This window comes from Siminovitchia sediminis (genome assembly GCF_042680885.1).
GTDB classification, from domain to species: domain Bacteria; phylum Bacillota; class Bacilli; order Bacillales; family Bacillaceae_C; genus Siminovitchia; species Siminovitchia sediminis.
The window spans coordinates 38,079-60,494 of the sequence record NZ_JBHUEO010000026.1 but is presented as its reverse complement, the minus strand read 5'-3'; the positions used below and the strand labels follow the sequence as shown (position 1 = coordinate 60,494).

General features: G+C 44.0%; 25 protein-coding genes. 9 read left to right on the top strand and 16 right to left on the bottom strand.

Annotated features, from left to right (window positions below):
* Nucleotides 1-16: 16 nt before the first annotated feature.
* The 6 genes from xerD to ACFSCZ_RS10080 all read right to left on the bottom strand — a co-directional run bounded on the left by xerD (nt 17) and on the right by ACFSCZ_RS10080 (nt 4,508).
* The gene (gene xerD, locus ACFSCZ_RS10105; protein WP_380773800.1) at nt 17-910 is read right to left on the bottom strand and encodes a site-specific tyrosine recombinase XerD; all 894 of its coding nucleotides are present in this window, start codon (nt 908-910) and stop codon (nt 17-19) included.
* Nucleotides 911-916: 6 nt separating this feature from the next.
* Nucleotides 917-1,135, bottom strand: coding sequence for a YqzK family protein (locus ACFSCZ_RS10100; protein WP_380773888.1), 219 nt, complete (start codon nt 1,133-1,135; stop codon nt 917-919).
* Between the two features lie 319 nt (nt 1,136-1,454).
* On the bottom strand, nt 1,455-1,934 hold the full coding sequence (gene fur, locus ACFSCZ_RS10095) for a ferric iron uptake transcriptional regulator (protein ID WP_380773799.1): 480 nt from the start codon (nt 1,932-1,934) through the stop codon (nt 1,455-1,457).
* A gap of 104 nt (nt 1,935-2,038) precedes the next feature.
* A complete protein-coding gene (gene spoIIM, locus ACFSCZ_RS10090) occupies nt 2,039-2,686 on the bottom strand; it encodes a stage II sporulation protein M (protein WP_380773798.1) in 648 nt (215 codons plus the stop codon).
* 107 nt (nt 2,687-2,793) lie between these two features.
* A complete protein-coding gene (locus ACFSCZ_RS10085; RefSeq protein ID WP_380773797.1) occupies nt 2,794-3,963 on the bottom strand; it encodes an endonuclease Q family protein in 1,170 nt (389 codons plus the stop codon).
* The gene (locus ACFSCZ_RS10080) at nt 3,963-4,508 is read right to left on the bottom strand and encodes an NUDIX hydrolase (RefSeq protein WP_380773796.1); all 546 of its coding nucleotides are present in this window, start codon (nt 4,506-4,508) and stop codon (nt 3,963-3,965) included. The genes ACFSCZ_RS10085 and ACFSCZ_RS10080 overlap by 1 nt, the downstream gene beginning before the upstream one ends.
* Before the next feature lie 71 nt (nt 4,509-4,579).
* On the opposite strand from ACFSCZ_RS10080, the gene mciZ reads away from it, so the two are divergent.
* Nucleotides 4,580-4,711 (top strand): Z-ring formation inhibitor MciZ, encoded by a 132-nt coding sequence (gene mciZ / locus ACFSCZ_RS10075; protein ID WP_380773795.1) that lies wholly within the window; start codon nt 4,580-4,582, stop codon nt 4,709-4,711.
* Nucleotides 4,712-4,793: 82 nt separating this feature from the next.
* Nucleotides 4,794-5,717 (top strand): aldo/keto reductase, encoded by a 924-nt coding sequence (locus ACFSCZ_RS10070; RefSeq protein ID WP_380773794.1) that lies wholly within the window; start codon nt 4,794-4,796, stop codon nt 5,715-5,717.
* On the opposite strand, the gene ACFSCZ_RS10065 is transcribed toward ACFSCZ_RS10070, so the two are convergent.
* A complete protein-coding gene (locus ACFSCZ_RS10065) occupies nt 5,699-5,893 on the bottom strand; it encodes a hypothetical protein (protein WP_380773793.1) in 195 nt (64 codons plus the stop codon). The two genes, ACFSCZ_RS10070 and ACFSCZ_RS10065, sit on opposite strands and share 19 nt — an antisense overlap.
* A 370-nt stretch (nt 5,894-6,263) precedes the next feature.
* On the opposite strand from ACFSCZ_RS10065, the gene ACFSCZ_RS10060 reads away from it, so the two are divergent.
* From ACFSCZ_RS10060 to ACFSCZ_RS10045, 4 genes are all read left to right on the top strand, one after another.
* On the top strand, nt 6,264-6,584 hold the full coding sequence (locus ACFSCZ_RS10060; protein WP_380773792.1) for a helix-turn-helix domain-containing protein: 321 nt from the start codon (nt 6,264-6,266) through the stop codon (nt 6,582-6,584).
* A 396-nt stretch (nt 6,585-6,980) separates the two neighbouring features.
* The gene (locus ACFSCZ_RS10055) at nt 6,981-7,637 is read left to right on the top strand and encodes a 5-bromo-4-chloroindolyl phosphate hydrolysis family protein (RefSeq protein WP_380773791.1); all 657 of its coding nucleotides are present in this window, start codon (nt 6,981-6,983) and stop codon (nt 7,635-7,637) included.
* The gene (locus ACFSCZ_RS10050; protein WP_380773790.1) at nt 7,630-8,808 is read left to right on the top strand and encodes a toxic anion resistance protein; all 1,179 of its coding nucleotides are present in this window, start codon (nt 7,630-7,632) and stop codon (nt 8,806-8,808) included. The genes ACFSCZ_RS10055 and ACFSCZ_RS10050 overlap by 8 nt, the downstream gene beginning before the upstream one ends.
* A 61-nt stretch (nt 8,809-8,869) precedes the next feature.
* A complete protein-coding gene (locus ACFSCZ_RS10045) occupies nt 8,870-9,772 on the top strand; it encodes a hydroxymethylglutaryl-CoA lyase (protein ID WP_380773887.1) in 903 nt (300 codons plus the stop codon).
* Here the strand turns inward: ACFSCZ_RS10045 and ACFSCZ_RS10040 are convergent.
* From ACFSCZ_RS10040 to ACFSCZ_RS10015, 6 genes are all read right to left on the bottom strand, one after another.
* Nucleotides 9,769-10,089 carry an iron-sulfur cluster biosynthesis family protein gene (locus ACFSCZ_RS10040; protein WP_380773789.1) on the bottom strand — a complete coding sequence of 107 codons (321 nt, stop codon included), beginning with the start codon at nt 10,087-10,089 and terminating at the stop codon, nt 9,769-9,771. The two genes, ACFSCZ_RS10045 and ACFSCZ_RS10040, sit on opposite strands and share 4 nt — an antisense overlap.
* Nucleotides 10,090-10,630: 541 nt before the next feature.
* Entirely contained in the window at nt 10,631-12,025 is a 1,395-nt protein-coding gene (locus tag ACFSCZ_RS10035) for a purine-cytosine permease family protein (RefSeq protein WP_380773788.1), read from the bottom strand.
* A gap of 386 nt (nt 12,026-12,411) precedes the next feature.
* Nucleotides 12,412-12,741, bottom strand: coding sequence for a YolD-like family protein (locus ACFSCZ_RS10030; RefSeq protein ID WP_380773787.1), 330 nt, complete (start codon nt 12,739-12,741; stop codon nt 12,412-12,414).
* Between the two features lie 38 nt (nt 12,742-12,779).
* Nucleotides 12,780-13,991 carry a Y-family DNA polymerase gene (locus ACFSCZ_RS10025; RefSeq protein WP_380773886.1) on the bottom strand — a complete coding sequence of 404 codons (1,212 nt, stop codon included), beginning with the start codon at nt 13,989-13,991 and terminating at the stop codon, nt 12,780-12,782.
* A 209-nt stretch (nt 13,992-14,200) separates the two neighbouring features.
* A complete protein-coding gene (locus tag ACFSCZ_RS10020; protein WP_380773786.1) occupies nt 14,201-15,001 on the bottom strand; it encodes an SDR family NAD(P)-dependent oxidoreductase in 801 nt (266 codons plus the stop codon).
* Nucleotides 15,002-15,014: 13 nt separating this feature from the next.
* On the bottom strand, nt 15,015-15,968 hold the full coding sequence (locus ACFSCZ_RS10015; protein WP_380773885.1) for an MBL fold metallo-hydrolase: 954 nt from the start codon (nt 15,966-15,968) through the stop codon (nt 15,015-15,017).
* A 500-nt stretch (nt 15,969-16,468) separates the two neighbouring features.
* Here ACFSCZ_RS10015 and proC point away from each other — a divergent pair, with 500 nt between their 5' ends.
* On the top strand, nt 16,469-17,296 hold the full coding sequence (gene proC, locus ACFSCZ_RS10010) for a pyrroline-5-carboxylate reductase (RefSeq protein ID WP_380773785.1): 828 nt from the start codon (nt 16,469-16,471) through the stop codon (nt 17,294-17,296).
* Between the two features lie 60 nt (nt 17,297-17,356).
* On the top strand, nt 17,357-18,376 hold the full coding sequence (gene namA, locus ACFSCZ_RS10005) for an NADPH dehydrogenase NamA (protein ID WP_380773784.1): 1,020 nt from the start codon (nt 17,357-17,359) through the stop codon (nt 18,374-18,376).
* A gap of 229 nt (nt 18,377-18,605) precedes the next feature.
* Here the strand turns inward: namA and rnz are convergent, their stop codons facing one another.
* Nucleotides 18,606-19,520, bottom strand: coding sequence for a ribonuclease Z (gene rnz, locus ACFSCZ_RS10000; RefSeq protein ID WP_380773783.1), 915 nt, complete (start codon nt 19,518-19,520; stop codon nt 18,606-18,608).
* A 93-nt stretch (nt 19,521-19,613) separates the two neighbouring features.
* Between rnz and ACFSCZ_RS09995 the strand changes: the two genes are divergently transcribed.
* Entirely contained in the window at nt 19,614-20,066 is a 453-nt protein-coding gene (locus ACFSCZ_RS09995; RefSeq protein ID WP_380773782.1) for a YueI family protein, read from the top strand.
* Here ACFSCZ_RS09995 and ACFSCZ_RS09990 read toward each other — a convergent pair whose 3' ends face one another.
* Both ACFSCZ_RS09990 and ACFSCZ_RS09985 read right to left on the bottom strand, forming a co-directional pair.
* A complete protein-coding gene (locus tag ACFSCZ_RS09990) occupies nt 20,067-21,281 on the bottom strand; it encodes a DNA polymerase IV (RefSeq protein WP_380773781.1) in 1,215 nt (404 codons plus the stop codon). It lies immediately after the preceding gene.
* Between the two features lie 13 nt (nt 21,282-21,294).
* Complete coding sequence (locus ACFSCZ_RS09985) at nt 21,295-22,416, bottom strand: M20/M25/M40 family metallo-hydrolase (RefSeq protein WP_380773780.1); 1,122 nt, start codon at nt 22,414-22,416, stop codon at nt 21,295-21,297.

Genomic DNA, 22,416 nt, shown 5'->3' with positions numbered 1-22,416 from the left:
CGCTTTTATGAAGCGGCTAAGCACGAGGGTGATATTGCTTATAAACATCTTTTAATCGTGATTTGGACACATGGGTATAAATTTGAGTAGTTGAAATATCTGCATGCCCCAACATTTCTTGAACAGCACGCAGATCTGCACCATTCTCGAGAAGGTGAGTGGCAAACGAATGCCTGAAGGTATGAGGTGTTAACTTTTTTTGAATATTAGCCTTTGCAGTCAGTTTTTTTAAATTTTTCCAGAATCCTTGTCTTGTCAGCCTGTTTCCATGATGATTCAAAAACAATGCATCTGTCGGGTTTTTATCTTTCCGCAGCTTTGGCCTTGATTCTTGAAGATATACCTCCATTGCTTGAATAGCTTCTGAGCCAATCGGGATAATACGTTCTTTATTTCCTTTTCCCCTGCATCTGATAAAGCCGATGCCCAAATGAAGATCATCCAAGTTTAAGTCCAGCAGCTCACTGATCCGGGTTCCTGTTCCATATAAAAGTTCCAGCATAGCCTTATCCCTCTTCCCCAATACGGAAGTCAGATCAGGTGCCTCCAAGAGAGACTGCACCTCAGCAAGCGAAAGCACTTTTGGCAGGTTTTTCTCCTGCTGCGGTGTTTCAATATGAAGGGTAGGATCCTGCTTTGCTGCTTTTTCACGTAAAAGAAACTGGTGAAATGACCGAATGGAAGCTATGTGCCGGGCAAGAGTTCTGCTGGATTTTCCTTCTGATTTAAGCTGCGCCAGAAATTGGATGATGTGCATACGCGTAATATTATCAAATTGATGAATGTCCAACATGTTTTGTATGTATTCCAAGTAGTTTGCCAGATCTCTTTCGTATGCTTTGACAGTGTTTTGAGATAATCCTTTTTCAATCACCATAAAATGAATAAAATCTTGCAGACGATCTTTCATTTTTCTCTACTCCCCATTTAAATAAAACAACAACAGGCGCGAAACCCAATCGTTCCCCTCATCATGGTCCTGCTGCATCACTTTGACTGCCGTTCCTTTTGGCTCATCGTATTTTCGGTAGTTCTCGTACTCTTGGCTAACCCATATCATACCATAGTAGAACATGATTGTGCATATCGCAAAAAGAATAAATACTCTCAGCACCTGAAACACCATACTTGCCATGTTTCTCAAAGTTATCAAACCCTTTTCATATAGTCGGACAATTTTGTACCAGTAATACATGATATGCAAAAGTTGTCCAACTTTATACATGAATTAAACCGCAGTGTCATGTTTTAGGGGCATGATGTTTTGAGAGCCACCGAACATGATTGTTAAGTATCATAGAATATGAACAGCCAAAAGCAGTACTATAGGGGGTAAACATTTCATTCATGATTGCAGCCCCGGGATGCTGTTCGAACATGTTCGGTTAACATTTCTCAAACCAATCTTAATAACAAACAAAAAACCCATCCTTTACAGTGAGGATGAGTGTCGTTTATTCCTGGCTGGAAGCCATTTCTTTTTGTTCATTTTCCACTTTATCGTGGCACCGCCAGCAGATTCCATGAAACGTAAGCCTGTGGTCCTTGATTTTAAAATTAAAATCATGTTCAACAATCTTTTCAACATCTCCGAGCAGATCTTCCTGTATTTCATCCACTGTTCCGCATTCAATGCAAATTAAGTGATGATGAAAGTGATCCGCACCTTCCTGCCTCAAGTCATATCTTGAAACCCCGTCACCAAAATTAATTTTGTCAACCACTTTTAATTCAGTCAACAGTTCAAGGGTTCTATAGACGGTTGCGAGACCAATGTCCGGAGATTTGTCTTTCACAAGCAGGTAGACATCTTCTGCACTTAAATGATCGTCTTCATGTTCAAGCAGCACCCTAACCGTGGCTTCACGCTGGGGAGTGAGCTTATAGCTTGCGGAATGCAATTGTTTTTTTATCCGATTAATCCGACTTTCCATCAAACGTTCCTCCCTCGCCACCATGCATTTTATTATAGCAGATTTCGAATAATAATCAAATTAAAATGATTATAATTACAGGGAGACGAACGCACCCAAAAATATTAAGAAGATATGGAAACGATAATGGACTTCATCAGTACAGGAGCAACGAACGCTTCAATGCTTGCAGCCAGTGTTATCACAGCCATAGCTGCAATAAAGGATAAAGAGTAGCGTGCAAATTCAGGTACAAAATAAAAGGAGAACCCCTGCCTGATAAAAATTTTTCTCATCAGTTTAATTGAGAATGCGGTTGAAATGACCGCTATAAATATATAAACAGGGATAAACAACAAATTTTGGGGCAATAGTGTCACGAAAGCGAGCAATAACCCGTGCCAGCCCATTTGGTTTACTAAAAAACCTACGGAAAAGCCGACAACTACCCCTTTCAGGAAAAGAAGAATCAAAATCAAGGGAAACCCGATAATGGAAATGCCCAATATCCACATTAACCCTGTAAATTTGACATTATGAAAGAAACTGAGCTTTAATAATTCTTCTGCCGATCCAGTTTTGCCATCCGCAACTTGTCCAAAGAAATGCGTTAAATAATAGAATAGATCTTCCTTTTGAACCACGGATAGACTATTAACGATCACTGCCCCGAAAATAATGCCCATGACAAACAATACCATAATAAATGAGTAGATGGGAGAATAGGATTGAATGTGCTTTGCAATATAATTGGTATACACTCTTTTCCGCATATGCTGTTTCCTCCTGTCCTGCGATTGTTACATCATATGAGGAAAAGAAATGGTGTATGACTGAAAGCTTGATTTACTCTATCATTTTATTTGGAAGGACACTTCTATCATTTTGCAACTTTTCCATATCGCCCTCCGCCGCCCTTCCGCAGCTCCAATTCTCCTGATCGTGCTTTGATAATTAATTCCGCCAGGTTTTCTTTTACAACATTCTTCAATTCTTTCTCGGAAACCCGGTGGAGGATGTTCATCTCGGTTCCAAAATAATCGTAAAGCTTATTCATTGTTTTGGGACCAAGCCCGGGCAAAAACTCAAGCGGTACTTGATGAATATAGGGGGGCCGTTTCGGAGGACCATTCCCCGCTCTTCCTTGATGGGCCAGCTCTGCAATCCGTTCGGATACTCCTTTAGTAAAGGTTACAGAACCGCATGCATGGCAATTTTCCCCCTGCTTCAACGTAAAACATTTGGAACAGGCTGTCCGGTAATACTTTCCTAAGAATGGATTCAAGCCATAGTTGGCATCAATTTGATGGCCGTCCTGTTTGTGCAGGGCTTTTTTAATAGCTTGAAATGTTGGTTTCTCCAATGTCAACCTCTGATATTCACGGGCAATCTTGGGAAGGGAATGGGCATCTGAATTAGAAACAAAAGTATAAGGGTGAAGTTCTTCAATTTGATCCGCCATTTCTGTATTAGAGCTTAAACCCAATTCCACTCCGTCTATGCCACCGGGTTCCAGTACTTCTGCCAAGGAATGCCTGACCCCTTTTCCATAAAGACTCTTAAAAGGAGTAAAGACGTGCGCGGGGATAAAAAGTCCATTCAATGAATGAACTTTTTCCTGAATAACTCCCGCCGACTCATACACTCTCTGGGTGCTGAGGTGAATATTTTTCACCCGCCTTGAAATCCAGGAGGAAAACTCCTTCAACTGTGAAAATCCTTGAAAATAAGCCAACAAATGGATAGGACCGCAGCAGTTTTCATCAAAGACTTCCATTTCTATACCCGGAATCAGAGTGACTTCATCCTCAAAGCGGAATCCGCCTTCTTCCAATTCGACGAGACGGCCATTGTTGCATAGACGTTCCATTTCAATCATGACTTCAGGGGAATGACAGTCAATGATCCCAACAATATCGATACCTTTGGGGAATTTGGCTGTCTGCAGAACATTGGTCAAAGTTAAATCTTTGGCTGCAGTTATTTTAACCGGTTTTCCCGCAAACGTTCGGCCGATATGAATATGAAGATCTGCAAAATAATTCCTCATTATTTTCTCTCCAGCAATTGCAAGTATTGCAGGGCATATACCGTTTTGGCATCGCAGATACGTTTGTTTTTCATACAGTCAACGGCTTCTTCAAGTGTGAGCTCGGTAAGCTCAACAAATTCATCTTCATCAGTTTTTGCAGGGTTTTTGATCTTGGACAATTGGTTGGCTAAGTATATATGAATGATTTCATTCGCAAATCCCGGAGATGTATAAAAGGAAGTAATATATTCGAGTTTGCCTGCTTGATATCCCGTTTCTTCTTCCAACTCTCTTTCTGCCGTTACGGCCGGCTCCTCTCCTGTCTCCAACTTTCCCGCCGGTATTTCCAGCAGCGACCTTTCTAAGGGCTTTCTATATTGTTCAACCATAACGATTTTATTTTCTTCCGTCAGAGCAATCAAAGCAACAGCCCCAGGGTGATGGACGATTTCACGCTTAGATCTTTTCCCGTCAGGCAGCTCTACTTCATCTACCTGAACAGTAATAATTTTTCCATTAAAAATAGGCTTTGAACGGATTGTTTTTTCTTCAAATTTCTTCATGAAGGCCAGCTCCTGTTCTAATTCATTTCCTGATACTCATACATTTTACCATACATCAGGGAGGGATCCGCATGACAGTAAAAGTGGGAAAAAACTGTATTGTACTGACAGGGAAAAGTTGGGAAGTCCGGGCTCTATTAAAAAAATATGCAAAAGAGCACCGAACGGTCCAAGAGTGGATCAACACTTTTCACAATCGTTGAATCAGCCGTCCGCCTTCAGATAAAATAGAGGCAGCAATCAAAAGCGCAAACACTGCGCTGTAATTGGGAAGGTGAGGGTTGAATGGAAAAAAGAAATCTTGGAAGGTCCGATTTGTCAGTTTCTAAAATGGGCCTCGGGTGCATGTCGCTTGGCACTGAAACTGCCAAGGCTGAGAAAATCATCCAAACTGCGTTTAACGAAGGAATCAATTATTTTGACACTGCTGATTTATATGACTATGGAGTAAATGAAAAAATAGTCGGAAAAGCTCTTGCTTCTGTAAGAGAGAAAGTAGTGATTGCCACCAAGGCAGGAAACCGATGGAATCAAGACAAAAACGGATGGCACTGGGATCCTTCCAAAAAATATATTAAAGAAGCAGTTAAGAGCAGTTTAAAGCGTCTTCAGACAGATTATATAGATCTATATCAGCTTCATGGTGGGACCATTGACGATCCCATTGATGAAACGATCGAAGCTTTCGAGGAATTACAATCTGAAGGCCTTATTAAATATTATGGCATTTCCTCCATTAGACCGAATGTGATCAGGGAGTATGCAGATCGTTCGTCGATGATCAGCGTGATGATGCAATACAGCCTGCTGGACCGCCGTCCCGAAGAAATCATGTCTTTATTGGCGAAAAAGCAAATCAGTATCGTGACAAGAGGTTCCGTTGCCAAAGGATTACTGAGTGACAAGATGCTGGGGAAAAAAACAGAACAATGGGAAGGAAAACAATTTCTTGATTATTCCTCTGCTGAATTAAAGGAACTGATTGAAAGCATTCAGGCGAAAATGCTGGATGACAGACGATCCTTAAACGAGATTGCCCTGCAATTTAACTTAGCCCATGAAGCTGTTGCCGCTGTTGTCATAGGTGCAAGCACGGTTGAGCAAGTTAAAGACAATGTCCGGGCAGTCTACTCTCCTCCTCTTTCTAAAGAAGAAATAGCCTTTCTGACAATGGTGACCAAAGAATCGCGCTATTTGAACCACCGCTGATAGAAATGAGCTGTAAACCGGGACAATAATGGAGAAGGCACTTTGGCAGACACAAGAAAGCAGATGAAGCCGTGCGGTACCAGGCAGGCGCCGGCTGCTGCCCAATCACTGCATTCTGTTTTTTCGTATGTGACAGGATATCCTGCACGAAGCAGGAACTCATATGAAAACAGCAAATGATATTTTTCCTGCTTCGTTACTGATTCATTAAGCGTGTACAAGGTTCATCATGTTTCAGCATGCATTTTACCTGTTACTCCTTTATAATAGAATTCATGAAATATGCATCATTTCCCCCTATCCGATGACCTGCAAGCATGCCGGATAATTACAAAGCTATAAAAAAATAAAAAAAACAGAACGATAAACAAGAGGATGTTAAAACGGATGGGGTGCCTCTAATCTTTATGGCCTAAGGGATCTGATTGATAAATGCAAGAGAATTCTTCCGGTAGAAGGTATAGTACATAATGATTATCGTGAAATTTGCTCTATTCATACATTTCAATACCATGCTATAATGAGCAAAGAGTAGGTGACTTTATCATGATTGGTCAACGTATTAAAGAATATCGGCTGCAAAAAAAATTATCTTTATCAGAATTGGCTGAGAAAGCAGGAGTTGCCAAATCCTATTTAAGTTCGATCGAGCGCAACATTCAATCCAATCCGTCCATTCAAATCCTGGAAAAATTGTCGGCTGTATTGGATGTGCCTGCCCATGTGTTATTGCATGGAGAGTCCGCTGATATAGAGCTGGACCCTGGCTGGGAAGAGCTTGTTCGGGAAGCAATGTCTTCCGGAATCTCCAAAGAGGAATTCCGGGAATTTTTGGAGTTTAATAAATGGAGAATGAAAAACAAATAAGCGCCTGGACTGAAATACCGCGTCCGGCGTTTTTTAGTTCAAGTTTTTAAAAAGCATGAGGTCTTCTTCGAATCACCGCCCCGTTCAGAAAAAAGTCTATGATTACAGGCTTTTCCTTGAAGATAGGCAGTTTGGCTTTTCTGTTGGCCCTCAGGCAGAAACATGGTTGGCTTGCCGCCACCTATACTGCGAAGGGGCTTAGCTTTCCCTCAAAACGTCCACAATGGAAATCCCCAAATTTTCTGGATTCCTCCTTTTTGCCTGTTCATTCCAAGCGGTGGGCATACTCCTGCTTTCAATCACGTCTTTAATTCCTTATAATGAAAATAGCGAAACTTATACGTTTGACATTCGTATAAAAAGTATAAAGCAAGTATAAAGAGGAGTGGATGCTGCTTGAAGTCGTTCTATTCTTTCGTTATGGGGATGTTTACAACTGCTGAAGCAGTTCTTATATGGCTCATTTTGTTTTTAGGCTTTGATATGGGGTTCCTTTCCTCTGCGGGTATAGCCGCCTTGGCCGGTGCCTTGACGTTTTTTGGGTTGAAAGCCGTGACAGATTACCGATTTTTAAAGAAATACAAACTGACAAGGAAAGAGTATGCCTATATTCAAAGAAACCTGCAGGATGCGAAAAAGAAAATGGCCCGGCTTCAAAAGTCTTTTCTTTCAGTCCGCTCGATGGGTGCCTTTAAACAGCTGTATGAATTGAATAAACTTGTAAAAAGGATGTATTCGATTGTAAATAAAGATCCTCGGAAGTTCTACCAATCAGAGCGCTTCTTCTTCTATCATCTTGATTCAGTCGTAGAGATTTCCGAAAGATATGCCAGGCTTGCATCCCAGCCTGTGAAAAACGACCAGATTTATCTATCATTGAAAGAAACACAGCATACGCTGGAAGATTTGAATCAATCTATCAAAAAAGACATCTACCAGGTTTTGTCATCCGATGTGGATGATCTTCAATTTGAATTAGATGTCGCCAGGCATTCCTTGAAAAAATTGGAATACCACCCCTTAGATGAAGAAAGGAGCACAAAAAATGAGTGAGTCGACGAATGAAAGGGTATTAAAAGACGAATTTTCTGATGGACTGGATGATTTGCTCAATAATCCTTTTGGGGAGCAAGAGCTCGCCCTGCAACCGCAATCACAGGAGGCACCTGCTCCCAAACCTGTGAAGCTTGTGGATGCCCTTCCAGCCGAAAGTAAGCAAAGAGCTTTGGATATTGCCAAGCAGATTGACCCTGCAAACCATCAGGCTATTCTTTCATATGGGACACAGGCCCAATCACAGCTTATGAACTTCTCAAGCTCCATGCTGGAACATGTTCAAAATAAAGATATTGGGCCGATTGGCGATATCCTTAATGACTTGATGGGCAAAATGAAGTCTATTAATCCTGAAGAATTGGCTCCCGAAAAAAAGAACTTTTTCTCAAGGATGTTCGGAAAAATTACAAGCTCTATTCAGGAAACGATGTCCAAATATCAGAAGACAGGGGCACAAATTGACCGGATCAGTGTTAAACTCAATCAGTCGAAAGACGTTCTGATGTCGGATATACAGATGCTGGAGCAGCTGTATGAAAAAAACAAAGATTATTTCCATGCGCTGAACATTTTTATCGCTGCGGGTGAGCTGAAGCTGGAAGAAATTCGAAACGAAACGATACCGGCTTTACAGAAAAAGGCGCAAAATTCAGGAGATCAAATGGCATATCAGGATGTCAATGATATGATCCAATTTGCCGACCGGCTAGAAAAGAGACTTTATGACCTAAAGCTCAGCCGTCAAATTACCATTCAGAGTGCTCCGCAAATCCGAATGATTCAAAATACAAACCAGGCATTGGCGGAAAAAATTCAAACGTCCATTTTAACCGCCATCCCGCTTTGGAAAAACCAAATTGCTATTGCCCTCTCCCTCTTCCGTCAGCGGCAGGCAGTAGAAGCCCAAAAACAAGTTTCTAAAACAACCAACGATCTGCTTCTAAAAAATGCCGAAATGCTGAAATCCAACACATTGGAATCTGCACGTGAAAGTGAACGGGGGCTCGTTGATATTGAAACGTTGAAAAAAACACAGTCCAACTTAATTTCAACGCTCGAGGAGACCATAAAGATCCAGCAGGAAGGCAGGAATAAGCGAGCTCAGGCAGAGCAGGAACTGATCACAATGGAAAACGAATTAAAGCAAAAATTGCTTAGTTTAAAATAAACTATATAGAACACTTTTAGAAGCCGGACAGCAGGGTCCGGCTTCTTTTGCTAAGGAGAGGATATCATTGAACCTGCCAGAAAAAGCAGTCATTATCGAAGTAGGACCTCGGGACGGACTCCAAAACGAACAAAATTTTGTGGACACTGAAGTGAAAAAATTATTTATTCAGAAGTTGGCAGCTGCCGGAATTCAAGAAATGGAAATCACTTCGTTCGTTTCGCCCAAATGGGTACCGCAAATGCGCGATGCCGAAGAAGTGGCCCTTGCCGTTCCTGAAGGGATCCGCAGTTACGTCCTGGCACCCAACCGCCGCGGGATCGATAGAGCCTTGGAAACTCCCTCTAAGGCGATCGCTGTCTTTGTAGGTGTGACCAACACATTTAACGAGAAAAATATTAATAAAACTACAGAAGAAGGTATGAATGAATTGCGGCCTCTTCTTTCAGACCTAAAGGAGAAAAATTATTTCATCAGAGCCTGTATTTCCACAGCCTTTTACTGTCCCTATGAAGGGAAAGTGGCGGAAACTGATACATTGTCGCTATGCCACGAATTTGCGAAAGCAGGTGTGGATGAACTGAGCGTTGCAGATACGATTGGCATGGCTGTGCCGACGGAGGCTTTTTCCCTTTTTTCAAAAATAAAAAACGAGCTTCCGGATCTCTTGATTACGGCTCACTTCCACGATACCAGAAAGACAGCCTTGGCCAATATTGTGGCTGCCATGCAAGCGGGCGTTGACCGGTTTGATGCCTCTGCAGGCGGTCTTGGCGGCTGTCCTTTTGCACCGGGCGCAACCGGCAATGTAGCGACTGAGGATGTTGTCTATTTGCTGGAACGTATGGGAGTCAAAACTGGTATTCATTTGGACCGGCTTACCCGTGCGATTGATGTGATCGCTCCCAAAATCTCCCGCCCCATTGAAACGGGCTATTACAGACTGTCCCGGCAATCAGATTAATCCAGCAAGCTCATCCTCCCATTCAGAATTTCATTGGGGCTGGACAATTGAAAGGCGTAGCTTTGTTCGGAAAAGTCTATTTCAAGATTGTCATCCAAATATAGCAGCTTTGACTCTTCCACCCTTACAGGAATTTCGTTTGTTTCTACAGAAACTTCATCACTCCTTCTTTCCTGCTTGTCTGCAAGCCGGAGTACGGGAGTGCCGCTGAGGGAACAGCCATCCATATCATACAGCAGTTTTACATCGAGGTCCCTGCCCGCAAGCTTTTTTTTTATCTGTTCAGCCGCTTGTGCAGTTAATTTGATTTGTACCATGTGATCTCTTCCTTTCTAACTGATTGGGATACATGCTTTCCGGTTTGCCACCGCTTGCTATGGAGAAGATCTTACAGCTAAGGAGGTCAGCAACGGGAAAGCAAATTGCGGATGGATATCTGGACAATGGTCTGTCCACATCGCAGGTCATTGTGAGCAGATTCATGACGGAAAACCAACTCAAGCCACAAAATCCATTTCTTTGTGAAGATGAGGATGGTCCGGAATCAAGCTTATTTTGCGATGCCTCCCATAAAGGCAGGTTTGACTCTGTCAAAGCGGATCAAGCATAAGCCGGTTGAATGGATTGTAGAGACTTTATTGGGCTTCTCGTTTCAGATATCAAAATATACCGTTGCATCACCATCATTGAACATCCATCTTCTTTTAATCTTCCCCCGAAGTTTCTGCCGTAATCTTTGTTTTTTGATCTCCATTCTTGGGTCAGCTGCCCATGAGAAGTTCAGTGGTTTTCCCATACATCGCCAACTAACAGCAACACGCGGGGAACCTGCTCCCCCGCGTGTATATCCATCCTTATTTAATTTGCTCGTGGCATAGCGTCTTGTCCTTCTTTTTTAAGATAATATTTTCCCTGGGTGGCCATTGCCAGCACGATCGTCAAAATAAAAGCGATGATTCCTGCAAAGAATGCTGCAAATCCTTCCAGAAAGCTGCCCATCCATCCAAAAGCGGCAATGGTTCCGACTACACTGGATATGATCAGGGAAATAACCCCCACCGGATTCCAGGCGTATAAATATGCCTGACGGTATTCGAAATAATCCGGTCCGATCTTCAAGACCTTTTTTACAATAAATGCATCACAGATCACTATGGCAGCCCAGGCAAATAAAAATACTCCTTGGAATGTAAGCAACGGACCAAGATGATCCATTACGCCCAATAACATAGAGATCACGGCCGCAGTGGCTGTAAAGAATACCCAGAAGTTTCTGCCTGGCTTGAAATGGAACACATTCTCAAAAAAGTTGGCTAATGAAAGCGAGCCGCTGTACAGGTTCGTAATATTAATCCGCAATTGAGTCAGGATGGTGAATAGAGCACCAAAAACTCCTATTAGTTGCACAAAATAAATTCCGGGGTTTTCCTGCATAAAACGGGCACCAAACCAAATTCCAATTAATCCCATGATAAAGAAACAGACGAGTGCAGGGATGAAGCCCACCATAATTACTCCCATCTTAAATTGGCCGGGTTTGATAAAACGGGCATAATCCGAAATAAGCAATGCAATAATTCCTACTAATCCATTCATAATGCCGATGCAAGTAATCAGTGATGCCCCGCCTACAGCCATTCCTTCCGGCAGCACTCCCCAGAGGCTGCCTGTATAAGCCGGCTCGATTCTGGCAGCTGCAACCATTCCGGCACCCAGCAAAATAACAAACAGCGGAAGCGTCCACTTTTGCAGTTTATCGAGCTGCTTTACCCCAAACCAGTTAAACGGGACTACGGCAAAACCAAAAAAAATCATTAAAGCCCAAACGGGTAAGCTGGGGATAAATTCGTGAACCGCATAAGCCATAATCGCTCCTTCGATCGCACAGTACATAATGAAATTTAAAGCGTAAATCAGTGAAGTAATGGACGCTCCGATATAACCAAATCCTCCGCCTCTGGCCATCAAGTTCACATTTAACCCTGATTTTCCTGCGATATAAGCAATCCCTATCCCTAAAATCCCTGCAACGATAGTGGCATAAATTTCAGCGAGCAGGGCATTTACTGCTCCAAAACTTACTGTCATCAAGCTTCCCATTTGCATGAACAGCATAGCTGTAGCAACCCCAAGGGTTACATTGGTGATGCTCCACCAGTTCATTCGGTAATGTTCCGGCACCCGCTCTAACGCGTAATCTTCCTTCTTCTCCTTTTTTCCTATCTTTTCATTCTTACTTATCACTTCCGTCACATTGACTTCCCCTCTCTTTTTTTACTGTTATCCACCCTTTGAACTGCATCTTTTGTTTTTCTCGCCCCCTTCACTTATCAGCAAACGCTTACATCAAGGGCTTTCAAGCTCCTGATGCAATACCATATCGCAAAAAGCATACCAACATCAGTCGCAAGACCTATTTTTCTTTATGGAGTGGCGGCAACCTTTATTTATCCTACAAAAGAGAGTCAGCCTTTCTTCATACGACGTCAGTTTTTACATAAGCAGACAGTCACTGCTGCAATACACTTTGCAATTTTGAAAAATAATATTTTGGAAATGCAGAATAGGAGGAAGAGGTATATAAACAAAAAAGCGGAACCTCAATTCAGGTTCCCTTTTACATACCCGTGTCCTTCCTTCTAATCAATCATTCGGATCTGTTGAATTTTCTTTAGTGGAACCAGCCGGACGTGTCCCGATTGATCAATCATCCGAAATTCCTTTTGCAAATAGTCGAAGTAGTGGATTGTACCCGTCAATTCCCTATAACTGTTCGTATCAAAATATGTAATCTGGACGTGTTTTCCGAATTCCATCGCCTCCGCTGCCGTCTCATCAAGTATTTCAAGTTTCTGCTCATCCAGCTGCTTTTGTTCTGTCCAAGTTTCTTCTTCCGCCCATTCCCGGAGCATTTTGACGTGCTCCGGAAGCATCAATGAATTCCACTTGATTCTGCCACGGTCTTTCATCTCGCCCCTCCCTTTCAAACCGGCTTACAGGGAAACCATTATGCTTTATGTCCGCCTACGAGTGCAGCTCTTTTCCGGGCCGTCCCGGCTTCCGTATAAGAAACCGCCCGGAGTAAAGAGGCCGGGCCATGCCGATGACGAATATGGTCCATGACATACCCAAGTTCCCTTTCCCGTACCTTATTCGGCTCAAATAAGCTAAGCTGCACTGTATCATCCTCTACAATATTAGAAAGTGAAATAGAAATTTGCCGGACACTTTTCCCTGTATAATGGGTTTCAAACAGCTCCAGGCATGTTTGATACAAGTCCATCGTTACATTTGTCGGTTCTTCCATGGTTTTTGAACGGAGGAACCCGCCTCCAAGCTCTTTTTCACTGTAGCCGATCCCGAGACTGATCGTTCTCCCCGCTTTTCGATGCTCCCGCGCTCGCCGCGCCACTTCTTCACATATTTCCAGCATCACAATGATGATCTCATCTTTATTTTCGTAATCACGCAATAAAATTTGGCTTTTTCCAAAGCTGATCTGCCCGTCCATGATAGGGGCCCCCAGCTCCGACAAATCTACTCCCCACGCGTGGTAATATAACTGCGTCCCCATGATGCCAAACTGTTTTTCAAGCCGTTCACGGTCGTAGGCAGCCAACTGGCCAACAGTAAAGATACCCAGATTGTTCAGTCTCCTCTCCATCCGCCTTCCGATCCCCCACATTTTGCGAAGAGGAGAAACCGGCCACAGCTTTTTCGGGACATCTTCATAAGACCATTCGGCAATCCCGGTTTTTTTCGCTTCCAGATCAAGACATACTTTTGATAAAAGCATATTGGGGCCTATGCCAACAGAGCAAGTGAGCTGAAATTCGCGCAGCAGATCATCCCTGATTTTTTCCGCAACTGTATGAGCATCTCCCCATAAGCCATCCGTGCCGTCCAATTTGAGGAAACTTTCATCCACGCTGTATATATGAATGGCCTCTATCGGAACATAGCGGTGCAACAACCGGGTGATTTCCGTCGAGATCCGCAGAAATGTGCTCATCTTCGCTTCCACAAGATAAATACGATCATCCTTGGGAATTTCAAACAGCCGCGATCCCGTTTTGATCCCAAAATCTTTTTTCATACGGGGAGAAGCAGCCAGCACCACACTGCCGGGCTGCTGCAGATTACCCACAACGGCCAGGTGGCATTCCAGCGGGTCCAGCCCTTCCATCACCGCTGCACAGCTGGCATAAAAACTTTTCATATCAATACACAAGATATTGGCATTTGGCAGCCGGCTGTAATCAACTTTCAACTTCCTTCCTCCCTCCCTTTTTAACTCCAGGGAACTTATGTTCCCATTATACTCATTTTCCTCCCGTTTATTCAATGGAATTTTCTAGGAGCTTTTTCAAACACCAGCCAAAAAAATACCCTTCTCTTCCAGTAAATCTGAAAAGAAGGGTACAATTTTTATTTCTTAAAAAAGGCTTTTTTACCGAACCGCTCAACGAGCTTCGGAAACCATGCATACAATAGGCTGCCCGCATTCATCCAGCCGGGAAGATTAATTTCCCTCCGGTTGGTCAGCATGGCAGCCACCATCTGATCCGCGACTTTTTCCGTTGATAAAATATAGCGGCCTAAATTTTTCACGTAGTTTCCGCTTGGATCCGCCAATTCAAAAAAATTTGTGGCCATGGGGCCCGGGTTAATAGCCGTAACGAATACCCCATCTCGGGCAAGTTCCATCCGGAGACTGTTAGTATATCCCAAAACTGCATGCTTTGTGGCAGAATAGACACTGGACTTCGGAGTGGCCAGCTTTCCCGCCTGCGAGGAAACATTGATAATATGGCCTGATTTTCTCCGCTTCATTGAAGGGATCACTTCTTTTGTACAGATGATCAGGCCAATGACATTGACTGCAAACATTCCTTTCACATCAGCAGGAGATACATCTTTTGCTTCGGCAAATATACCATATCCCGCATTATTTACCAATACATCAATTCCTCCGGTTTGATCAATGATTGAATGAAAAACATCAGGTATTTCTTCGGGGCAGGCAAGATCGAGCTGCATCGGAAGACAGCCCACCCCGAACTGTCGGCGAATGTGGCTGGCCACGTGCTCCAGCTTCTCCAAATTACGGGCGAGCAGCACAAGGTTTGCTCCGCTGGCAGCACATCGATAAGCCGTCTGCTCTCCAAGGCCGCCGGAAGCCCCTGTAATTACAACAGTCTTGTCTTTTAGGCGTGGATTTCTCTTCATATCCCCATCACCATCATGCTGAAAAATAAGCCGTTCCGGATTCATCGAATTGTTTCAGGGCGGCTTTGTTGAATAACAAATAGTCCAATTGTGCGGTCGTCTCGGACAATGTCAGGCCAAGCTGTTTTTCATATACTTCGGGGAAAAGGTTTTTTGCCAGTTCAAACGTCGTTACAGGTCCTTCCTTCAGCAATTCCTGGACTTCCATCGCACGGGCGTGCTGTCTTGCAAGCCTCCGTTCGATGAGTTGACGAACTTTCATAACCTCAGTGCCATGGCCGGTATAAACCTTGCTGATCTCCAAATCAAGCATTTTTCTTAGAGATTGGTTGTATTGGAGCTGGGGTTTCGGGCGTTCTTTCCATGGATCAGGAGAAGGTTCAAGCAGCGGGTTGGATGAGATGGTTGCCAAAATGTGGTCACCCGCAATCAGCGTCCCATCTTCTTCTCGGTAAAAAACCAAATGGCTTTGGGCATGCCCCGGTGTCTCCAATATGATCCAATTTTCAAGTCCCGGTATTACATCGTCTTCTTCTATCTCATAAGTCAGTTTCCGCCGGGCTGCATAGCGCAAAGGCGCTTTCAAGGCTGCCAGCATGTGATCAGGGTTTCCTTCCATCCCAAACTCTGTAAACAGCCTGATGTAAAACTGATCATACCCTTTAGAAAAATTCTTATCCTGTTCCAGCCATGGACGGGCATAGGGATGACCGTAAACAGGAATATCTTCCGGCAGCCAATCCAGCAGCCCGACATGATCGGGATGATGATGGGTCAACACAATCTGCTCAATATCCCCGGGTTTATATCCCAAATCTTTTAACTGATTTTGAAACGCATCCCAAGCTTCCTTTGTTTTTACCCCTCCGTCTATAAGTGTAAGAGAGTCTCCTTTTACCAGATAAGCATTAACATCCCCCACCGCAAAAGGTGTAGGCATAACAATCTTAAATATTTCTTCTTTCATCACTGCAATCCCTCGTATTCATCGTTTTTTCACGAAATCATGTAAACAATTATAAGTGTAGCGGCTTTTATCCGGGATGTCATGGTATTTGAATATATGAGGAAAGCAGGCGTAAATCCCTTGACAATTTTTCGCTCAAAAAGGATAATCATATATAATTGAAAAAACAGCAATGAACGGGATCAGTAGATAAGCCAACGATGAAAGAGAATGGGGTCCAGAGGCTGAAAGGCCCCTCATCCGCTAACTTATCGAACCTGCCCAGTGAGCTGTCAGCAAAACTGACCGTGCTCCCTGCGTTACAGGGTTTAAGATAGCTGTACGACGGGTCAGGCAGCTAATAAAAAGGTGGTACCGCGGAAGCAATCCTTTCGTCCTTTGATGGATGAAAGGTTTTTTGTTTTGAGAAACTACATCTGACAGCTGCTGTCGAGTCTGGGAATCCCGTCAGCAAAACACAATTCTTGCATGTATACGAACAATGATGGAGGGAAAACCACATGAAGATTTCATTCATCGGAGCCGGATCTATGGCAGAAGCGATCATCGCCGGGTTATTAAGGAAAAACATCTGCCGGGGACAAGACATCTTTGTCACCAACCGGGAAGACCGGGAAAAGTTAACCGAGCTTGAAGACCGCTTCGGCGTCCGGCACACATACGATATGGCCGCTCTCATGCAGCATTCTGATATAGTTGTGCTTGCAGTAAAGCCGAAAGATGCCCATTCATCCTTTCAAAAAATAAAGCCATACGTTACATCAGATATCCTTTTTATTTCCGTCATGGCCGGCATATCCATTTCTTATATCGAAGAAAATCTTGGAGAGTCCTGCGCTGTTGCGCGAGCTATGCCGAATACATCTGCAAGCGTCGGGAAGTCGGCAACAGGCATTTCCTTTAACCCTCATGTATCGGAATATCAACAGAAGCTGGCAGCCGAGGTGTTTTCATCGATCGGAATGACCGCAGTGGTCAAAGAAAATCAACTGGATGGCATTACTGCCCTTTCAGGCAGCGGTCCTGCATATATTTACTATATAGTTGAGGCCATGGAGAGGTCTGCAGAAGAGATCGGCCTTGAAGCAGATACAGCAAAAGAGCTGATTCTTCAAACACTGGCAGGTGCCGCGGAAATGCTGAAAACTACAGGTTCTGAAGCCTCCGCACTGCGGAAAGCTGTAACCAGTCCGGGAGGGACAACGGAGGTCGGCATTCAAGTCCTTCAAAAATATAAAGTACATGATGCGATTGTTGAGTGCATCAAAGCAGCTGCGGAGAAGTCTAAGCGGCTGGGACGGAGTCAAGAATCTAAGCATACGGTCTGAAGTTCGAAGCCCCTCTTGTTATAATGGCAATTGAACTGCAAATGAAAGGAGCTTTTAACGATGTCTGCCAAACTATTTGAACCGTACCAGATCAACAATTTAATATTAAAAAATCGCATTGTCATGTCACCGATGTGCATGTATTCCTGCCATAATGAGGACGGAATGGCGGGAGACTGGCACTACACCCATTATACAAGCCGGGCTGTGGGGCAAGCCGGGCTAATTATCCTTGAAGCAACAGCTGTTACTCCACAGGGAAGAATCAGCCCGCGGGACTTGGGAATTTGGAGTGATGCTCATGTGGAAGGACTGAGGAAGCTGGTCAGCATGATCCAGGCACATGGTGCAAAAGCCGGAATTCAAATTGCGCATGCCGGCAGGAAAGCAGAATTGGAGGAAGAAATTATTGCCCCTTCTGCCATTCCTTTTAATGACCAAATGAAAACGCCAAAAGAAATGAGCCTGTCAGACATAAATGATACGGTCCTTGCTTTTGGGAAAGCAGCTGAACGGGCAAAGCAGGCCGGATTTGACATCATCGAAATTCATGGAGCCCACGGCTACCTGATCAATGAATTCCTTTCACCGCTCTCGAATCATCGAACAGATGAATACGGAGGATCTGTAGAAAATCGCTACCGTTTTCTAAAAGAAGTGATTGCTGAAGTGAAGAAGGTATGGGATGGCACCTTGTTTGTCAGAGTTTCAGCAAATGATTATCTGGAAGAAGGACTGACACCGGACGATTATGTAACATTTGCCAAATGGATGAAGGAAGATGGCGTTCATTTAATTGATGTCAGCTCAGGAGCCGTATCTCCTGCGAAGATTCATGCCTATCCCGGGTACCAGGTTCCTTTTTCCGAAAAAATCAAACATGAAGCTCATATTGCTACGGGCGCCGTTGGCCTGATTACTACGGGCATTCAGGCTGAAGAAATTTTGCAAAACAACAGAGCGGACCTGATTTTCCTCGGACGCGCCCTTTTAAAAGATCCCTATTGGCCAAGAACAGCAGCCAATGAACTGGGCCATCCCATTGAACCCCCGGTCCAATATGAGCGCGGGTGGAAATAAGTAAAGCGCCGGATAGATGCGCAGGCTATTTTTAATGACAGTTTCTTAGCCACTCAAGCGGCGGGCTGAATATTCCCTATACAAGAGGCCAGGACAGAAGATTAGGCCATATTCCCCTTCTATCCTCCTGCATTCAACTGCAGCTAACATGAAAGGCTGCAAGGAAATTCAGCTGATGACTTCCGGCAGCCGCTTTTCTATTTTTATCTATGAGCAACCAAGAGCAGTTCTAGATATCAATACTCGTAAAGTCAGATACAATTTGTGTGTTGGGGAAGATGGACTGTGCTTCCTTCTCCAGGACTTTCCAATCCTCTTTTCCGTACCTGGAGCTGATATGGGTCAGGCACAACTGATGTACATTCGCTCTGCGGGCAGTCTCGGCTGCCTGAAGAGTGGTGGAGTGGAAGTACTCCCGGGCCATTTGTTCATGATCCCCGGAGAAGGTAGATTCATGAACGAGGAGATCAGCATCCCGTGCCAATGTGACTGCATTTTCACAGGGCCTCGTATCTCCTACAATAGCAACCACCCGCCCCTTCTTCGGCGGGCCGACAAAGTCTGATCCTCTAATGGTTCTTCCGTTCTCAAGTGTGACCGTCTCTCCGTTTTTCAGCCGCTGATAGATGGGACCTGGTGGAATTCCTGCTTTCCGAAGCTTCTCCGCATCCAGCGCCCCCTGCTTGTCATGTTCTGTAATCCGGAAACCAAAACTTGGGACAGCATGATCCAGCAGCAGGGCTTCCACGGTAAACTGTGAATCTTCAAAAACCAAACCTTCCTGGCATTCAATAATAGAAAGAGGATATTTTAAGTGGGTCTCACTCACATGCAGCGAGGTATCGAGAAATTCACGGATCCCTTTGGGGCCATATACCGTTAACTTCGTTGTCCCGCCCTGGAAAGAGCGGCTGCCCAACAGGCCCGGCAAACCAAAAATATGATCACCATGCAGATGGGTGATAAAAATCTTTTCGATTTTCCGCGGCTTTAACGTTGTGTGGAGAATTTGATGCTGTGTCGCCTCGCCACAATCAAACAGCCAGACGGCATTCCTCTCTTCCAATAATTTTAAAGCGATGGAGGTTACATTCCGCAGCTTTGCCGGAACTCCTGCCCCCGTACCGAGAAACAAAAGATTCATCTGATCACCTGCTTTTCATCATTTCTATATCCTAAAACAACGTCTTTCACCCGGTTTACAAAAGGTGAATATGTTATCTTGGAGGTGCTGCTCGTGAAACGTGCCAATGTTGAAGATTATTTGGAAAAAGGGATGTATGGCCCCAAGCAGACAAAAATAGCAGAACGGAGGAGATTTCTGGGGACCATCCGGGAAAGAATCCTTATAGCCTTGACTAAAAGCCAGGTAATGAAGCCGGGCATCTATCCTGAAATAGAATGCCTGATGAAAGAGCATCCAAAAGCGACTCTATTATTAAATGGTGAATTGCCCTATCAATATTTGTCTGATTATATCAAAAAAGCGCGTGAAAAAAAGGTTGCTTTTTCCATCGTGAAAGATCAGGATCATCAAACAGATATTGGCCTTGTGCTGACCTATCAGCACGCGATTGATAAGGAGCATATTTTCATCGATCCACCACTGAAAAAAAACACCCATTTCTTAAAGAAAAAGAAAAAAAAGGCATCCCTATCATTTTTTAAGCGCCTATTTAAGAAAACATAATTACGGATCTTTTTTCTTATCGGACTTGAAGGCCTCTGCGCCTGTCTGCAGCATGGATGGGCCGTATTTCTTCTGAATATGATTAATCGCCTGCTTCAAAGGCTCTTTCTTTACCTCTTCTTCATAAGTGAATAAGCTTAATTGCTCAATGGCATGATCAGATTTTATGAGATCCTGGCCGGTGATTCCCAGCAGCCTCACCGGCTGCCCGTTCCAATTTTTTAAAAACAGTGACTTGGCTGCTTCAAAAATATCCTCCGCTTCAACGATCGTCCGATCAAGCATCCTACTTCTCGTAATCGTTTCCCTGTTCTTATACCTAATCATCACTGCTACATTTTTTGTAACATATTCTTTTCTTTTCAGCCTTGCTGCCACCTTCTCTGACAACTTTTCGAGAACCGCAAAAAGTTCAGCCTGATAGGTCGTGTCTTTTGGCAACGTAACAGAACTGCCAATACTTTTATTGACAGCGGCCGCTTCCGGATCTACTTTTCGGCGGTCTACCCCATTTGCACGCTCTTTCAACCGGGACCCTCGAATACCCAGTACTGACCGCAGCTGTAATTCATTCGCATGTGCCAGATCCTTGATGGTCTTAATTTGAATCTTTTCCAATTTGGCAGCTGTTTTCTCACCGATGCCATGCATTTCAATAACTGGCAGCGGCCACAAAACGGCTGGTATATCCCGCTTTCTCAAGATGGTAATCCCCATCGGTTTTTTCATGTCAGATGCCATTTTCGCCAAAAACTTGTTGGGAGCAATACCAATGCTGCAAGGTAAGTTTAGAGACTGAATTAATTCCTTTTGGATCATCCGGGCTATTTGAATGGGACTTCCGAGCTCTTGGCACTCCGTGATGTCTACATATCCTTCATCAATGGAGGCAGGTTCCACCAGATCACTATATTTTCTCAACACATGAAATATCTCCCTGGAAACAAGCCGATACCTTTCGTGATTAGGCTGTCTCACTACCAAATCGGGGCAAATCCTTTTGGCTTCCCAAAGCTGCATCGTTGTTTTGACCCCTAATTTTCTAGCCTCATAGCTGCAAGTAACGATAATGCCTTTTCTTTGTTTCGCATCTCCCGCAATGGCCAGGGGTTTTCCTCTTAAAGAGGGGTCATCCGCAATCTCTACTGAAGCAAAAAAGCTGTTCATATCCACGTGAAGGATGACCCGGCCTTCTTTGGGGTTATATTTCTTCACAATCCATCAATCCTTAATCGGCAGCTGCTTCTTCAATAATGGCTACAACCATTTCTGTTAATTTATTTAATTCGGAGATAGGCATTCGCTCTTTCGTTGTATGAATCTCTTCATAGCCCACCGCCAAATTGACGGTTGGAATGCCAAAACCTGCGATAATATTAGCATCACTTCCTCCACCGCTTGCCAATAATCGAGGTTCCCTCCCGACTTTCCGTGCAGCCATTTTAGCTATTTCAACCACATGGTCCCCGTCAGAAAATTTAAAACCGGGGTACATGACTTCGATATCCACTTCCGCATGTCCGCCCATCTTTTCAGCTGTTAATTCAAATGCCGATTTCATTTTCTCAGTCTGGGCATTCATTTTTTCAGCAACTAGTGACCGTGCTTCGGCTAAAATGTCAACACGATCGGCCACAATATTTGTTGCTTTTCCGCCTTCAAACTTTCCGATATTGGCTGTGGTCTCTTCATCTATCCGACCAAGAGGCATTTTCGCAATGGCCTTTGCTGCGATAGTGATGGCTGATACCCCTTTTTCCGGAGCTACTCCGGCGTGTGCTGTTTTTCCATAAATTACCGCATGAATCTTTGCTTGTGTTGGCGCTGCTACAATAATATTGCCAACTGGACCATCGCTGTCAAGGGCAAAACCAAATTCTGCTTTGACAAGCTTTGAATCAAGGGCTTTAGCTCCAACCAGTCCGGATTCTTCACCTGCTGTAATAATAAATTGGATATCGCCATGAGGAATCTTATTTTCTTTTAAAATCCTTACAGCTTCAAGCATAGCAGCCAGCCCGGCCTTATCATCTGCTCCCAAAATAGTCGTACCGTCTGTCACAATATATCCGTCTTGAATCGACGGTTTCACATCATTTCCGGGAACCACTGTATCCATATGGGAGGTAAAATAAAGGGGAGGCGCACCGCTTTTTGTCCCATTTAAACTACAAATTAAATTTCCCGCTCCATGTCCTGTCTGTTCTTTTGTATCATCCTCAAATACATCAACACCCAGCTCTTCAAATTTCCTCTTTAATAACCTTGCTATTGCTGCTTCGTTCTTTGTTTCCGAATTTGTCTGTACCAGCTCCAAAAATTCATCAAGCAGCCGCTTCTCATTGACCAT

Coding starts and splice junctions, on each gene's coding strand:
- xerD (WP_380773800.1), bottom strand. CDS start 910: ATGAAAGATCGTCTGCAAGATTTTATTCATTTTATGGTGATTGAAAAA.
- ACFSCZ_RS10100 (WP_380773888.1), bottom strand. CDS start 1,135: ATGGCAAGTATGGTGTTTCAGGTGCTGAGAGTATTTATTCTTTTTGCG.
- fur (WP_380773799.1), bottom strand. CDS start 1,934: ATGGAAAGTCGGATTAATCGGATAAAAAAACAATTGCATTCCGCAAGC.
- spoIIM (WP_380773798.1), bottom strand. CDS start 2,686: ATGCGGAAAAGAGTGTATACCAATTATATTGCAAAGCACATTCAATCC.
- ACFSCZ_RS10085 (WP_380773797.1), bottom strand. CDS start 3,963: ATGAGGAATTATTTTGCAGATCTTCATATTCATATCGGCCGAACGTTT.
- ACFSCZ_RS10080 (WP_380773796.1), bottom strand. CDS start 4,508: ATGAAGAAATTTGAAGAAAAAACAATCCGTTCAAAGCCTATTTTTAAT.
- mciZ (WP_380773795.1), top strand. CDS start 4,580: ATGACAGTAAAAGTGGGAAAAAACTGTATTGTACTGACAGGGAAAAGT.
- ACFSCZ_RS10070 (WP_380773794.1), top strand. CDS start 4,794: ATGGAAAAAAGAAATCTTGGAAGGTCCGATTTGTCAGTTTCTAAAATG.
- ACFSCZ_RS10060 (WP_380773792.1), top strand. CDS start 6,264: ATGATTGGTCAACGTATTAAAGAATATCGGCTGCAAAAAAAATTATCT.
- ACFSCZ_RS10050 (WP_380773790.1), top strand. CDS start 7,630: ATGAGTGAGTCGACGAATGAAAGGGTATTAAAAGACGAATTTTCTGAT.
- ACFSCZ_RS10040 (WP_380773789.1), bottom strand. CDS start 10,089: ATGGTACAAATCAAATTAACTGCACAAGCGGCTGAACAGATAAAAAAA.
- ACFSCZ_RS10030 (WP_380773787.1), bottom strand. CDS start 12,741: ATGAAAGACCGTGGCAGAATCAAGTGGAATTCATTGATGCTTCCGGAG.
- ACFSCZ_RS10025 (WP_380773886.1), bottom strand. CDS start 13,991: ATGAAAAGTTTTTATGCCAGCTGTGCAGCGGTGATGGAAGGGCTGGAC.
- ACFSCZ_RS10020 (WP_380773786.1), bottom strand. CDS start 15,001: ATGAAGAGAAATCCACGCCTAAAAGACAAGACTGTTGTAATTACAGGG.
- ACFSCZ_RS10015 (WP_380773885.1), bottom strand. CDS start 15,968: ATGAAAGAAGAAATATTTAAGATTGTTATGCCTACACCTTTTGCGGTG.
- proC (WP_380773785.1), top strand. CDS start 16,469: ATGAAGATTTCATTCATCGGAGCCGGATCTATGGCAGAAGCGATCATC.
- namA (WP_380773784.1), top strand. CDS start 17,357: ATGTCTGCCAAACTATTTGAACCGTACCAGATCAACAATTTAATATTA.
- rnz (WP_380773783.1), bottom strand. CDS start 19,520: ATGAATCTTTTGTTTCTCGGTACGGGGGCAGGAGTTCCGGCAAAGCTG.
- ACFSCZ_RS09985 (WP_380773780.1), bottom strand. CDS start 22,416: ATGGTCAATGAGAAGCGGCTGCTTGATGAATTTTTGGAGCTGGTACAG.